The sequence below is a fragment of the Streptomyces sp. NPDC057702 genome (genome assembly GCF_042799315.1).
In the GTDB taxonomy this organism is placed as follows: domain Bacteria; phylum Actinomycetota; class Actinomycetes; order Streptomycetales; family Streptomycetaceae; genus Streptomyces.
Genome location: NZ_JBHVJC010000001.1, coordinates 40684 through 54564, shown reverse-complemented (window position 1 = coordinate 54564; position 13881 = coordinate 40684). Strand labels below are relative to the sequence as shown.

Here is a 13881-nt window from a genome sequence, read left to right as displayed (position 1 = left end):
GGGGCGGGGCCGTGGGGTGTCAGTGGACGGTGAACGGGCGGGAGGTGCCGGTGAAGGGGCTGATCTCGCCGCCCAGTGCGCGCGCGTCGCCGTGGTGGACCAGGCGGTAGGTGCCCGGGGGCGCGTCACGCGGGACGTCCCAGGTCACGGTGGCCGTGGAGACCGCCAGATAGGCGCGCCGCCACCGGTAGGTGGTGGACCAGTCGTCGTCGGTGGCCACCGTCCGCCAGGTGCCCGCCGGGCCGCTCTCGCGGCGCTGCACCTCCAGGAAGGTGCCGCCGGTGCGCGGGTTGTTGGCGGGATGGCCGGTGAAGAAGGTGGCGCTGGCGCGCTCGCCGGGCCGGTAGGACTCGGCCGGCTGGTCGCGTACGTCGCCGAACGCGCGGCCGGCCGGTGGCGCGTCCAGCACCGGGCCCGGGTTCAGGCTGAGTTGGCGCTCGCCCCGCCAGGGCGGGCGCACCGCGCTCGGCGTGGGCTCGCCGGTCCGCAGCGCCCGCGCCAGGGCGGCGAACTCCTGCTGGTAGGCGGGCAGGGTGTAGCGGCCGAAGTGGGTGGAGGCGCCCTCGTAGTGCTGGGCGTCGTACTCCTGCGGGGTGGTGACGTACTGGCTGTACGCGTTGGAGTAGCCGGCGAAGACGGTGTGCCGCGAGGAGTCGCCCAGTTCGGCCGCGACGGTGTCGGTGACCCGGTGCCCGGCGGCGATGGTGAACTCGGCCGGGGCCGCGGTGAGCGTGAGCTGTCCGATGCGCACGATCTGCACGGGCAGGATCTGCGGCGTCCAGGCCGGCCGTTGGGCGCCGGTGGCCAGGAAGACGGGCTTGGGCGCCTGACAGCGGCGCAGTCCGGGCGGCGCCGGGTTGAGCACCGCGCCGAGGCCGACGACCAGCGGGTTGGCCTTCAACTCTCCCTCGTCGACGAGGTCGGGCCCCGGGCCGTCCTCGGCGCCGGCCGTGAACGCCTGGCCGAGCGCGGCCTGGCAGGTGCGGTGCGGCTGGCCGTCGGGGGTGTAGCGGCCGGCGACGTCCACGGCGGAGAAGTCGACGTAGCGCTGGCGGTGGTCGATCGGGCCGCGCAGCACCTCGGTGGCGCTGTGGAAGAGTTCGAGCGCCTTGGCGGCCTGCCGCTCGCCGATGATCCTGGTGTTCTCGAACTCGTCGTCGGTGGGGCCGTGCGCGCCGCCGTCGCGCAGGTTGGGTGACATGTCGCCGGCGTTGGTCTGGGCGAACGCGGCGACGAACCGGCCGCGCTCGGACGCGTCCACGCCGAACGCGTCGTGCTCGACCCGGTAGCTGGCGTACCCCTTGTTGTCGGCGCTGATCAGCGTGTTCTCCGGGGTCATCGAGGTGGCGTGGGTGGGGAACCAGCTCAGCATGCCCACCGGGCGCCCGCCCCGCTCGAAGCGCAGCACCGTCATGCGGGTGTCCACCTCGCCGGGGAAGCGGGCCCGCTCGGCGGCCGGGTTGCGCCGGAACGCCGCCGCCGACCGGTTGACGTTCGCGCCGCGCAGCTCCCCGGAGGCGATCTTCACGGAGCCGGGCGCGCGGTCCGCGTCGGCGGCGACGACGGCCTTGACGATGCCGGAGACGATCGCCTCGTACGTCTTCCTCTGGTGGCCGAGCGTGGTCAGGTTGTAGAGCACGTCGTGTCCGTGCCCGCCGGGCCCCGCGTGGGTGTGCGTCGCGGAGAGGACCACGTTGCTCTCGGTGTAGCGCGGGCCGAGGCGTACGGCGAGCCGGCGCAGCACCTCCTGGTGCACGCCCTGCATGATCATCCCGACGTCGGTGCTGACGAACGCCGTCCGCCCGCCGCCCGCCCGCTCCACGACGAAGGCCCGCGCCCACTGTCGGGTGTGGATACCGGAGGTGCGCTGGTCGAGCCGGGCGTAGCCCATCATGCCGACCTCGGCGGCCTCCCCGGTGACGTCCGCGATGCCCACCCCGACCCGGTATCCGTCGGCCGGCGCGGAATCCGCCGGCCCGGCTGTCGACGGTGTCCGCCGGTCGCGGTCGGCGGTGAGCGGGTCGGCCGCCACGGGGCCGGGCGCGGCGAGCGGGGTGATCAGCACCGCCGCGAACAGCGCGCCGAGCACGGCCCGGGCGACACCGGGGCCGGTGATCGCCCGCCCTCGGCGGCGGGGCGTACGGATGGTCAGGGGGGCGCGGCCACCGGGACCGCGCGACGGACGCGACGTGCGCAGGGACATACGCGGAGCCTGACTGTGAGGGATGGGACACCCCCGACACCTCCCACGGGCGGCCCCACCCGGCCGGCGTTCGCGGCTCACCATGGGGCCGTACTTACTCCCGGGTCAATACGTGGAACACAGAAACCAGAAAAGACCCTCAGCTTTTGCGCCACCGCCGCGCCCTCGCGTCGACCCGCCGCCCGCGCCCCCGTCGACCGCTCGCCCCGCACTCCACGCCCCGCCGACCGGCACCCCGGGCCGCGTCCGATCCCCGCGCCGACCCGGCCGAACACCCGCACCGCCCGGCCGGACGCCACGCGCCGCGTGTCCCGCGTCCGGGGTGCACGGGCCTTCGCACGTGCGGCGTACCGGGCCCGCCCCGTCCCGCGCCCCGCCGAGGGCCACGCCGCCGCGCGCTTCCCGAGCCGGTTTCGCGTTCCACCCGGTACGCGAGCGGCCCGTGGGGCGGCGGGTGCGGCGGGTCGCTACGGCCGTCGCGACCGCGCCTCCCACGCGTGGGAGACCGCCGGGCCCGGCAGGCCGGGCCCGGCGAGCGTGGGCGTGGCGGTGGCGGTGGCGGTGGCGGGGCCCGGTCCGAGGGGGCCGCCGGACTCGCGGCGCGCACCCCGCTCGAAGATGCCCTGCACCACGCGGCGCGCCTCGGCCAGCACGGCCGGGTCGCCCTGCTCCGGGTCGCGTTCGAAGGCCAGCTTGACCAGGGCGTCGCCGGCGGCCACGGCCGTCAGCAACGCGGTCCGCAGCCGCTCGTCCACCACGACGTCGAACCGCGCGCCGACCAGCTCGGCCAGCCGGTCGGCCACCACCTCGTCGTTACGCCGCCCCTCGGCGAGCAACCGGTCGTCGGCGACGTCCCCGAAGAGCACCATCCGGAACCCCACATCGGCCCGCGACATGCGGACGTACTCGTCGAAACCGGCCGTCGCCGCCTCCGCCCAGTGCGCGAACCCGGCGCCCGCCAGCAGCTGGTCCAGTCGACCCAGGAACGCGTCCAGGTTCCGCGCGGACGCGGCCCTGAAGACCGCTCTGCGGTCGGTGAAGAAGCCGTACAACGTGGCCAGGCCCACGCCGGCGGCCTCGGCGATGCGGGTGGTGGTCGCCGCCCCGTACCCCTCACGCACCACGAGCCCCACGGCGGCGTCCATGATCCGGTCCACCTTCTCGCGGCTGCGCCGCTGCCGGGGCTCGCGGCGCAGCGCGCTCGGGCTGGCCACGGGGGCGGGCGTGCGGACCGGGACGGTTCGCCCGGTGGGCTCCGCTGGCTGAGCGTTCATCCACCCATCTAACCGAAGGGGACGCTCTCTGGCGATGACACGGAAAGGCGGAAACGAGAAGGGATGTCCCCATAGCGTGGCCGCCCCGGCGCACCAGCCGGCGCACGCCACCGCGACGCCCGGCCGCGCCCGTCAGCCTGTCGGTCTCCCGTTCGCACGGACCCGTGCCGCCCCGGTCCCAGCCCCCCGGGCGGGTGTGGCGCGGGAGACACGGCGCGGGCCCGGCGGTGGGGGTATGGCCGCCGGGCCCGGGGGGAGGGCCGGTAGGTGCCGACCCGCGCGTGCGCTTCGCCGCCGCGTTACACGTCGAGTTGGTCCGCCACCGCGCGCAGCATGCCCGCGATCTTGTGGCCGTGCGCCTTGTCGGGGTAGCGGCCCCGCTCAAGCTGTTGCGTGACGTTCTCAAGGAGGGTGGTGAGGTCCTGGACGATGGAGGCCAGCTCGTCCGGCTTGCGGCGCTGGGCCGCCGCGACCGAGGGGGTCGGGTCGAGCAGCGTCACGGAAAGCGCCTGGTCACCGCGGTTCCCCGCGACAACCCCGAACTCGACGCGCTGGCCTGGCTTGAGCACCTCGACGCCTTCGGGGAGCACCGACGAGTGGACGAAGACGTCACCGCCGTCGTCACGGGAGAGAAAGCCGAAGCCCTTCTCGCTGTTGAACCATTTGACCTTGCCGGTAGGCACGTCTGTCCTCGTCCTCGTACTCGTCGGGAAACAACGGAAAACAGCTCTGGATAGCAGTACAGCGGGTCGCAAGACCCGCCACCACCAAGGCTAATGGTCCGGAGCCTGGTGACAAGACGTACCCGGGTCGTTCCTGCTCGGTGATGACCGGCAGGAGTCCCGCTGGCGCAGGTAGGGGACCTACCCTGGTCCCGTGAGCAATGAAACTTCCCGTCCTGGGGATCTCCTGGTCCGCATCGGTGCGATCGTCTTCCTCGTCGGCGCGGTGGGGACGCTGGCCACCGTCACGCCGCTGCTGCTCGGTCTCGACCGGCTGCCGACGCCCGCCTACTTCGTGTCCATGCTGATGGGCGTCGGCTTCGTGATCGCCGGCGCCGGTCTGCTGACGTCGATCGCCGCGCAACGCCGCCAGGCCAGGTCCGCCGCGTAGCGCCTGGGCCGGCGGGGCGAGCCGGGGCCCATGTCGGGTCCGGGCGAGCCGGGGCCGGGTCCGGTGCGGGCCGCGTCGGGCGGGCCGGCCCGACGGCGGCGGGTCGCGCCGGGACGTCGGGCCGGGTGGGGGCGCGCTCCCGGCGCGCGGGGAGCGCCGTATCCGACCAGGTCAGGCCAGGTCGGCGACGTACGCGCGCCACCAGGCGGGGAACTCCGTGAGGTCGGCGAGGACGACGTCGGCCCCGGCCGCGCGTAGCTCGTCCGCGTCGCACGGGCCGGTCGAGACGGCCACCGCGAGCGCGCCGGCGGTGTGCGCGCCGCGTACGTCCCCGACATGGTCGCCGACGTACACGCTGGCGCCGTACTCGCGCAGCGCCTCCGCCTTCGCCTCGGCCCACAGCCAGCCGATGACGGCGTCGGGCGCGATGCCGAGGTGCTCCAGGTGCAGCTTGGCGTTCGGTTCGTGCTTGGCCGTGACGACGATCGCCCGCCCGCGCGTCCGCGCGGCACCCGCCGCGTCCGCGCCGCCCGCCGCGTACTCCCGGACCGCCGCGATGGACTCGCGGGCGCCGGGCAGCGCGGGGGTGGGGGCGATGGCGTGGGTGACGTACAGCTCGCGGTAGCGGTCGCCGACTGGCTGGATCTGGTCGTCGGGGAACCAGTGCGCGAGCTCCTGCTCCAGCGGCGGGCCGAGCCGGGTGATCGCGAGGTCCGCGTCGATGAAGGCCCCGGTCTCCGCCGACAGCGCCTGGTAGGCGGCCTTGATACCGGGCCGCGAGTCGATGAGCGTCATGTCGAGGTCGAAGCCGACCGTCAGGAACGGGGCCGGGGACAGGTCGCCCGCCGCCGACCCCGGACGGGCCCGCTCCGGAGCGGCCTGCCGCCGTGGACTCGGCTGGGACCGCTGAGGCTGCTGCGAAGGCTGGTGCGGTTGCGAAGACATGCCCGCCATTCTGCCGGCCCCCACGTCCCGCCCGCCGAACGGCTCCCACCGGCCCGTGCCCCACGGGAGCGGGCCCGGCCACCACGCGGCCCGGCCCCTCCCGCGCGCCCCCGCCCCCACCCGAGCGGCTCCCCCGCCTCCCGGCCCCGTGCCCCGCGCCCGGGCCCCCGTACGGCGGGCGCGACAAGGCGTTCTCCCCTGCCAGGGCACACCTCGCCCACCCCACGCCCCGACGCAACGCCCACGCTCTTCTCCGTCTGCCTTCTCCGTCTGCGGGCAGCCGTGTCAGGCGGGCGCGTTTCCCGTGTCACGCCGGGCGCGTGTTCCGGCATCGCCCGCCCGCCCTTTTCGCGTGTCCCGCCGGAGCGCGACCGACGGCGGCGTACCCGCGTACGTCCCGCCGGGCCGCCGTCCGTTGGGCGGTCGGCGTGCCGGCCGCGCCCCCTACACTTGGCACCGCCCGAACGCCAACTCGCCGTCCGTCGTTGCCGATACGCCCGAGGTGGAGGGAACGATGTCAGCCGTGCCGTCCGACAGCGCCCGGGGTCCGCGGGTCGGCCGTCGCGTCGGCTGGACGGCGCTCGCTGCGCTGGCCCTGCTGCTCGCCGTACTGCTCAGCCTCGCGGTCGGCAGCCGGCACCTCGCGCCGAGCGCCGTCGTCGACGCGCTGGCGCACGGCGGCGAGGGTGAGGCGGCGGAGGTGGTGCGCTCGATGCGGCTGCCGCGCACGCTGGTGGGGGTGATGGTGGGGGCCGCGCTGGCGATGGCGGGCACGGTGCTCCAGGGCCTCACCCGCAACCCCATCGCCGACCCCGGCATCCTCGGCATCAGCCAGGGCGCCTCGGTCGCGGTGGTGCTCGCCATCGCGTACGCCTCGGTGCACACGCTGAGCGGCTACGTGTGGTTCGCCTTCGCGGGCGCGGCGGTCGCGGCCGTCCTCGTGTACGCCGTCGCCGCGCGCGGGCGCGGCAGCGCGACCCCGGTCAAGCTGGCGCTCGCCGGGGCGGCGGTCAACGCGTTGCTGGTCTCGGTGACCATGGCGGTGCTGACGACGAAGTCCGCCGCGCTGGACGAGTTCCGCTTCTGGCAGATCGGCTCGCTCTCCGGGCGCGACGCCGAAGTGGCCGCCCGAATATGGCCGTTCCTGCTGGTCGGCACGGTGTTGGTGATCGCCGTCGCGCGTGGTCTCGACGCGCTGGCGCTCGGCGAGGACGTCGCCCGGGGCCTGGGCCAGAACGTCGCGACCGTACGGATCGTCGGCGGCCTCGGTGCCGCGGTGCTCACCGGTGTGGGCGTCGCGGCGGCGGGGCCGATCGCGTTCGTGGGCTTGGCCGTACCGCATATCGCCCGGGCGATCGTGGGCACCGACCACCGCTGGCTGCTCCCGATGGCCGCCCTCGTCGGCCCGGTGATGCTGCTCGTCTCGGACGTCGTCGGCCGCCTCGTCTTCCCGCCGAGCGAGGTCCCGGCGGGCGTCATGACCTCCCTGACCGGCGTGCCGTTCCTGGTGGCGCTGGTCCGGCGCAAGGCGGTGGCGGCGTGAACGGCCCGCGCGGCGTAGCACGCCCCGGCCACTGGGCACGGCCCCCCCATCGGCCACGCGCCGCGCACGCCCCACGGGCCGCGCGCCGCCCACACCTCCGGCGACCAGCACACCCCACCGGGGGCTCGCGCCCCGCGCGCCTCCTCCACCCGCCGCGCCCCATGGGACCGCCCCAGCCCGTGCGGCGCACGCGCCCACCACGGCCCGGGCACCCGTCGCACACGCCCAGTTCCGTACGCCCCGAGTGCGCCCCTCCCTCCCGTGGCCGGCGCGCGACACCCGCCGGGCGTACGCCGCACCTCGCGCCGCGCCCCCGGACGGCGCGCCTCCGCATGCCGCGCGCGGCCGCCCCCGCGCCCCTGCCACGCGGGCCGCGGGCCGCGCGTCGGGTGGGGCGATGAGCGTCGTCGAGGCGGGTTCGGGTGAGGCCGGGGAGCGGCGGGCGGGGGTGCGGCCGGCGGGGTACGCGCTGGTGCGGGTCGGGCACGCGGGGTTTCTCGTGCACCGGCGGGCCGTCGGCGTGGCCCTCGTGCTGGCCGTGTCGCTGGCCGGCGCGTGTGTGCTCTCCCTCTGCCTCGGGGAGTCCACCGTGCCGCCGGACGAGGTGGTGCGGGTGCTGGCCGGGCGACCGTCGCCCGACCGGCTCGTCGTGGAGACGCTGCGGCTGCCGCGCGTCGCCCTCGGGCTGCTGGTCGGCGCGGCGTTCGGGATCGCCGGCGCGCTCATCCAGACCGTCGCCCGCAACCCGCTGGCCAGCCCCGACATCATCGGCGTCACACAGGGCGCGAGCGCGCTGACGGTGGGCGCGATGACGTACGGCGTCACCGCGCAGTCCGCGCTGCCCTGTCTGTCCGTCGCGGGCGGGATGGGCGCGGCCGTGCTCGTCTACGTCTTCGCCTGGCGCGGCGGTCTGCACGCCGCCCGGTTCGTCCTCATCGGAATCGGCTTCGCGATCGCCCTGCGATCGATCACCCAACTCTTTCTGACCAAGGGTGACTACCTGGTGGCGCAACAGGCCCAGGTGTGGATGACCGGTTCGCTCAACGGGCGCGGCTGGGACGAGGCGGACCCGCTCGCGCTGGCCCTGCTCGTCCTGCTGCCCGGCGTGGTGTGGGCCGCGCGGGCGCAGCGTTCGGTGGCGCTGGACGACGACACGGCCACCGCGCTCGGCGTCCGGCTGGGCCGGGTACGGCTCGGGCTCGTCCTGCTCGGCGTGGCGCTCGCGGCGCTGGCCACCGGGGCGGCGGGGCCGGTGGACTTCGTCGCGCTGCTGGCACCGCAGGTCGCCCGCCGGCTGACCCGCACGGCGCAGCTCCCGCTGCTGTGCTCGGCGCTGCTGGGCGCGTTCATCGTGGTGCTGGCCGACCTGCTGGCCCGCAGGTTGTTCGCGCCGACGGAACTGCCGGTCGGCGTGCTGACCGCCGCCGTCGGCGCCCCGTACCTGATCTGGCTGATCGTCCGCAGCCGCGCCGGAGGCAAGGCATGACCGAACCAGCTCCCAAGGCGACGAACGCCCCCCACCCCGACCCCGCACCGAATCGCCGCAGGGCGGGAGCGACGGGGTCGGCGAGCACGGGGGACGCGGCGGAGGCGCCGGGCACGGGCGACGCGGCGGGAGCGACGGGGTCGGCGGGCGCGGGGGACGCGACGGAGGCGCCGGGCACGGGGGACGCGCCGGGCATGGGCGACGCGGCGGGCACGGGGCGCGCGACGGGCGCACGGGACGTCGCGAGCACACCGGGCCCCGCCGGTACGCGGAACCCTGTCGTGACGGCGAAGCCGGTCGGTCAGCCGAGCCCTGTCGATACGTCAGACGCGGCGGGCGCGGGGGACGCGGCGGGCGCGGCAGGCACGGGGGACGCGACAGGTGCGGTGGGCGCGGGGGACGCGGCGGGTGCGCCGAGCACGGGCGACGCGGCGGGCGCGCCAGAATCAGGGGCCACCCCGAGCCCACCAACTACCGGCCGGCCGAACCCTGTCGACACGTCGGCCGTGCCGACCACCCCGGCCCCAGCGGACGCGTCGACCGCGACGACCGCGACAACCACGGCGACCGCGACAGACGCTCCCACCACACCGGCCACGCCCACCTCGCGGACTCCGTCCGCGTCACCCGCCCCACCCGCGTCGCCCGTCCCACCGGACACCACCGCTGCCGCGTCGCGGGCGCCCCGGCTCGTCGCCCGGGGGCTGACCCTCGCGTACGCGGACCGGGTGGTGGTGGACGGCCTCGACCTGGCCGTTCCCAGTGGTGCGGTCACCGTGATCGTCGGCCCCAACGCGTGCGGCAAGTCCACGTTGCTGCGCGCGCTCGGCCGGTTGCTGAAGCCTCGACGCGGCGCCGTCCTGCTCGACGGCGCCGCGCTCGACCGCGTCCCGACCAGGCGGATCGCCCAGTCCCTCGGCCTGCTGCCGCAGTCGCCGGTGGCGCCGGAGGCGATCACCGTGGCCGATCTGGTCGCGCGGGGCCGCCAGCCGCACCAGAGCTGGTGGCGGCAGTGGTCGGCGGCGGACGAGCGGGCCGTGACGGACGCGATGGCCCGTACGGACGTGACCGCGCTGGCCGACCGGCCGGTGGACGAGCTCTCGGGCGGCCAGCGGCAGCGGGTGTGGATCGCGATGGCGCTGGCCCAGGAGACCGATCTGCTGCTGCTCGACGAACCGACCACCTACCTCGACATCGCGCACCAGGTGGAGGTGCTCGACCTGGTGCGCCAGCTCAACCACGAGCGGGGCCGTACGGTCGTGGCGGTGCTGCACGACCTCAACCAGGCCGCCCGGTACGCGGACCACCTGGTGGCGATGAGGGCCGGCCGGATCGTCGCGCAGGGCGGCCCCGCCGAGACGGTCACGGCCGACCTGGTGCGCGAGGTCTTCGGGCTCGCCTCCGTCGTCGTACCGGACCCGGTCACCGGCGGCCCGCTGGTCGTCCCCGGCGCACCCTGGTCGGGCCCGGCGTGAGGCCCCGCCCCCGCCCGCCGGCCCACGCTGACCAGCCAGGACGCGCACCCGGCGGCGCTCGCGTACCGCCCGCCGCCCCGCCCGGTTCCACCCGGCGCGGCCCGACGCGGGGCGACCCGGCCCACCCGTCGGTTCCCCGCCCCCTCCCCCGTACGCCCCTTCCGTACGGACGGCTCCGAAAGGTCGGAACATGACCCGTATCCCGTACCGCCCCGCCCTCCTCGCCGCCTCCCTCGCCGTGGCGGTGGTCGCGGGCCTGACCGCGTGTGGCGCGGACTCCACCGACGACGCGGCGGGCGGCGGCCCGAAACGCACCGTGGACACGGCCATGGGCGAGGTCCGGGTACCCGAGACGCCCGCACGCGTCGTCGTGCTCGACACCGCCGAACTCGACTCCGCGATCACCCTGGGCGTTCGGCCGGTCGGCGCCACCCGCGCCGACGTGGCCTCGGGCTTCCTCAACTACCTGCCGAAAGACAAGGTCAAGGGCATCACCGACGTCGGTGCCATCGGCTCGCCCAGCCTGGAGAAGATCGCCAGCCTCAAGCCGGACCTGATCCTCACCAACAAGGAACGCGACGCCTCCCGCTTCGGGGAGCTGAGCGCCATCGCCCCCACGGTGATGACCGAGTCCACCGGCTACCCGTGGAAGCGGAACTTCCTGACGCACGCCACCGCGCTCGGCAGGACCGCCGAGGCGCGGAAGGTCGTCGCCGACTACACGGCCCACGCCCGCCGCGTCACCGCCGCCGTCGGCGGCCCGGCCAGGGCCGCGAAGACCGAGGTCAACGTCGTCCGCTTCGTCGAGGGCGCCGACATCCGCATCTACGGCAAGAAGAACTACATCGCCACCGTCCTCGCCGACGCCGGCCTGGGCCGCCCCCCGGTCACCGACAAGGCCAGGGACGGCTTCTCGTACGACGTCAGCCCCGAGCGGATCGACCAGGCGGACGCCGACGCCATCTTCACCAGCACCTACGGCGACCCGAAGAAGTCCAAGGCGACGAGGACGACCAGCAGCGGCCTGTGGAAGAACATGAACGCCGTACGCGCCGGCGCGTCCTTCACCGTGGACGACCAGCTCTGGATCCAGGGCATCGGCTACACCGCCGCCCACCAGATCCTCGACGAGCTCCAACGCGACCTGACCCGGGGCGCTCCGCGCGCGGACTGACGCGGTTCCGCACGGCGGTCGGTCACGGCCCACCCCGGCCCACGCCCCGGCCGACCTACGGCGATCGCCCGCGACCTGTCCGGCGCGCCCCCTCCCGGCCGGCCCACCCCGGCCGTCTCGTTCCGGCCGTCTCATCCCGGCTGACCTGACCTGCGACGCTGGTCGCGCGGCGGCGCGGCGGCGCTGTTCGCTTGGCGGCGCGGCGCGGCGCGGCGGGACGGGCGAGCGGGGGCGAGGGCGGGCCGGGGGCCAGACGGGCCGACGCGGAGGCCGCCGGCACCGGGGCCGGGCCGGCACCGGGGCCGAGCGGGCGCGAGGGTCGGGCCGAGCCTGGGGCGGGTCGGGGGCCGGCCGGCGGGGGGCGAGCCCGTACGAGTGCCGAGCCGGCGCCAGGGACACGCCGGCGCGAGGGTCAGCCCGGGACGAGCCGGGCCAGAGTCAGGAGTGGGCCTCTCGTGGGTGGGGGCGTGGGTCAGCCGCTGGCGCGCTTGCGCTGCACGCGCCAGCCCAGGTACAGGGCCGAGGCGAACGCGGCGACGCGGATGACCACGGGGGCCGTGTCGGCCAGAGCCTCACCCATGCCGTCCTCCGGGATGGGTGCGCCCCAACGCTCCTCGAAGCGCCCCCACAGCCACACCATCCCCCCGAACACCGCGAGGCTGGGCACGCCGATGGTGGCGAAGTTCGTCTCGCCGCGCGTGAGGGCACGCGTGTTGTACGCCAGCACCCAGCCGACGCCCAACGCGAGCCAACTGCCGAACGCCCCGCCGCCGATCAGGAACAACGCGGCCAGCACCGCGAGCCAGGCGATCGACCCGCCGCCACCTTCGCCGCCACCCCCGCTGTCGCCACCGCGCCGCCGCAACACCCGGCGCAGCAGCCCCCGGCGTCCCCCGCCACCCCCCTCGGTCGCGGCGCCGTCGCCTCCCTCGGCGCCCTTCCCGTCCGTGAGCGCGCCGCCCGGCCCCTTCTCGACCGGCTTGACCCCGGTGTCGGCGTCCGTCGGCGGCTTGAGCAGGTCGGGCAGCTCGATGCCGCCGACGAACCCGTCCACGAAGCCGGGCCCCTGCCCCTGCGGCGCGAAGACGCCACCGTCGAACGGGCTGACCTCCATCGGGCCGGGTTCGCTGTGCCACCAGTCGGGGTTCGACTCGCGCGGCCCGAGCTCGTCCTCACCGGCCAGGTGCGGCGGCGAGGCCGCGCCCGGTGGCCGGACCCAGCGCGGCGCGGGAACGTACGGCCCGTCGAACCCCGCGTCCTCGATCCCTCCCGTGGCCCGCTCGCTCGGCTCCTTACGCAACGTGGGGCCGGGCCCCGGCGGGGTCGGCCGCGCCGGCGCGTCGGGGGGCGCGGCCGGGCCCGGTGACCGGGTCTCAGGGCGTCGCCGCGTGGCCGGCTTGCTGCTGAACCCGCTGGTCAGATTGCTCGTCAGGGCGCTGAGGTCGGTCAGTCGGGCCAGCTTCTCGCGGGCCGCGCGAGTGGCCTGGTCGGCGGCCGAGAAGATGCCCGTACGGTCCGCCCCGGCACCACCTCCCGACTGCCCGCCGCTCCCCTCACCCCGGTCCGACGGGCCGGCCCCGGAGTCCCGCGAACCGTCGGCCGACCCCGGCCCCGGCTCGATACGGGTGGGCTCGATCGGCACGGGCGCACCGGGCGGCCGACCGCCCGCGGCGACCACCAGCTCGGCCGGCGTACCCATCTTCGCCAGCAGCTTCCTCACCGCGGCCGGGCTGTCCGCCCCCGCCATGGCGCCCCGCCGCCGATCGATCTCGGCCCGCACCTCGGACACGAGCCGCACCCGGTCACCGGACAGCAGCCCCTGCTGCTGGGCAAGGTCGCCGACCTTGCCCAGATAGTCATAAACGAGCTGATCGCTCTCGATCCCCACCAAAACCCCTGCGAATCCGCAACGTTGGCGCCCCGAACTCATCCGACGTTACCGTTTCGGCCCCGCCGAGGAGAGCCGGCGCCACGGGGGCGCCCGCCGGCTTGGGAAGCGGGGGCGCGCGGGGCGTGGCTGGCTGCTTCCCCGGGCCGGCGTTTCGCGCGGCTCGCGCGGGGGCTTGTCGGCTTGCGGCGCCTACGCCCCCCGGCGGGGTGTGGGGCGTGGCCGGCCTGTCGCGCCAGGCGTGCGGCGTACGGGCGCCGCCCGGCGACCGCCGCCCAGCGGGCGGTTTACGGGGGGGTAGGTTGACGCTTCGAGGGTGGCTCGGCCGAGGGGCCCACGCGTGCTGCACGAGCTGTGTCGGACTCCGAGGGAGCTGCGGAAAACGGCTACCTCGCGCTGTGAACCCGCAGGTCAATCGCCTGATCCCCGCGTGTGCGGGGGCCTCCCGCCGGGCTGCGGCTTGCCCGAGGCCGCGTACTGGTCCCCGTGCGTGCGGGGGTGGTCCCTGGTCGCCCAGGTTCGTGGCCGCGCGCTTCAGCTGGTCCCCGCGTGCGCGGGGGTGGTCCGCCGGCACCGTCGCCGTAGCTGTCGTCGGTGACGACCTGTCCCCGCACGCTCGGGGATGGCCCCGCTTGGCCTCGATCGACATGCACCAGGCCGCCTCGGTCCCCGCGTGCGCGGGGGTGATCCCTGGTCGCCCAGGTTCGTGGCCGCGCACTTCAGCTGGTCCCCGCGCGCGGGGGTGGTCCCGTGAACGCCGTGGACGTGCCGACCGACGCT

10 protein-coding genes are annotated in these 13881 nt (G+C 75.9%); 5 read left to right on the top strand and 5 right to left on the bottom strand.

The window, feature by feature from the left end:
- Nucleotides 1–19 precede the first annotated feature (19 nt).
- The 3 genes from ACFVFR_RS00200 to ACFVFR_RS00190 all read right to left on the bottom strand — a co-directional run bounded on the left by ACFVFR_RS00200 (nucleotide 20) and on the right by ACFVFR_RS00190 (nucleotide 4160).
- Entirely contained in the window at nucleotides 20–2203 is a 2184-nt protein-coding gene (locus tag ACFVFR_RS00200; protein WP_383696269.1) for a neutral/alkaline ceramidase, read from the bottom strand.
- Between the two features lie 467 nt (nucleotides 2204–2670).
- Nucleotides 2671–3477, bottom strand: coding sequence for a TetR/AcrR family transcriptional regulator (locus ACFVFR_RS00195; RefSeq protein WP_383696266.1), 807 nt, complete (start codon nucleotides 3475–3477; stop codon nucleotides 2671–2673).
- Nucleotides 3478–3776: 299 nt separating this feature from the next.
- The gene (locus ACFVFR_RS00190; protein WP_383696263.1) at nucleotides 3777–4160 is read right to left on the bottom strand and encodes a cold-shock protein; all 384 of its coding nucleotides are present in this window, start codon (nucleotides 4158–4160) and stop codon (nucleotides 3777–3779) included.
- A 193-nt stretch (nucleotides 4161–4353) separates the two neighbouring features.
- Between ACFVFR_RS00190 and ACFVFR_RS00185 the strand changes: the two genes are divergently transcribed.
- Nucleotides 4354–4590 (top strand): hypothetical protein, encoded by a 237-nt coding sequence (locus ACFVFR_RS00185; protein ID WP_383696260.1) that lies wholly within the window; start codon nucleotides 4354–4356, stop codon nucleotides 4588–4590.
- A gap of 171 nt (nucleotides 4591–4761) precedes the next feature.
- Here the strand turns inward: ACFVFR_RS00185 and ACFVFR_RS00180 are convergent, their stop codons facing one another.
- Nucleotides 4762–5535: an HAD family hydrolase gene (locus ACFVFR_RS00180; protein WP_383696257.1), complete on the bottom strand. Its 774-nt coding sequence runs from the start codon at nucleotides 5533–5535 to the stop codon at nucleotides 4762–4764.
- Nucleotides 5536–6049: 514 nt separating this feature from the next.
- Between ACFVFR_RS00180 and ACFVFR_RS00175 the strand changes: the two genes are divergently transcribed.
- The 4 genes from ACFVFR_RS00175 (at nucleotide 6050) to ACFVFR_RS00160 (ending at nucleotide 11213) form a co-directional block, all read left to right on the top strand.
- Nucleotides 6050–7078 (top strand): FecCD family ABC transporter permease, encoded by a 1029-nt coding sequence (locus tag ACFVFR_RS00175; protein ID WP_383696254.1) that lies wholly within the window; start codon nucleotides 6050–6052, stop codon nucleotides 7076–7078.
- Between the two features lie 397 nt (nucleotides 7079–7475).
- Nucleotides 7476–8564 (top strand): FecCD family ABC transporter permease, encoded by a 1089-nt coding sequence (locus ACFVFR_RS00170; RefSeq protein WP_383696252.1) that lies wholly within the window; start codon nucleotides 7476–7478, stop codon nucleotides 8562–8564.
- A gap of 728 nt (nucleotides 8565–9292) precedes the next feature.
- Nucleotides 9293–10039 (top strand): ABC transporter ATP-binding protein, encoded by a 747-nt coding sequence (locus ACFVFR_RS00165; RefSeq protein WP_383696250.1) that lies wholly within the window; start codon nucleotides 9293–9295, stop codon nucleotides 10037–10039.
- 190 nt (nucleotides 10040–10229) lie between these two features.
- Nucleotides 10230–11213, top strand: coding sequence for an ABC transporter substrate-binding protein (locus tag ACFVFR_RS00160; RefSeq protein ID WP_383696248.1), 984 nt, complete (start codon nucleotides 10230–10232; stop codon nucleotides 11211–11213).
- Nucleotides 11214–11685: 472 nt separating this feature from the next.
- Here ACFVFR_RS00160 and ACFVFR_RS00155 read toward each other — a convergent pair whose 3' ends face one another.
- Nucleotides 11686–13101 (bottom strand): hypothetical protein, encoded by a 1416-nt coding sequence (locus tag ACFVFR_RS00155; RefSeq protein ID WP_383696245.1) that lies wholly within the window; start codon nucleotides 13099–13101, stop codon nucleotides 11686–11688.
- Nucleotides 13102–13881 lie beyond the last annotated feature (780 nt).

Bases quoted from the DNA above. Each gene is read 5' to 3' on its own strand.
- ACFVFR_RS00200 (WP_383696269.1), bottom strand. From the start codon at position 2,203: ATGTCCCTGCGCACGTCGCGTCCGTCGCGCGGTCCCGGTGGCCGCGCC.
- ACFVFR_RS00195 (WP_383696266.1), bottom strand. From the start codon at position 3,477: ATGAACGCTCAGCCAGCGGAGCCCACCGGGCGAACCGTCCCGGTCCGC.
- ACFVFR_RS00175 (WP_383696254.1), top strand. From the start codon at position 6,050: ATGTCAGCCGTGCCGTCCGACAGCGCCCGGGGTCCGCGGGTCGGCCGT.
- ACFVFR_RS00180 (WP_383696257.1), bottom strand. From the start codon at position 5,535: ATGTCTTCGCAACCGCACCAGCCTTCGCAGCAGCCTCAGCGGTCCCAG.
- ACFVFR_RS00160 (WP_383696248.1), top strand. From the start codon at position 10,230: ATGACCCGTATCCCGTACCGCCCCGCCCTCCTCGCCGCCTCCCTCGCC.
- ACFVFR_RS00170 (WP_383696252.1), top strand. From the start codon at position 7,476: ATGAGCGTCGTCGAGGCGGGTTCGGGTGAGGCCGGGGAGCGGCGGGCG.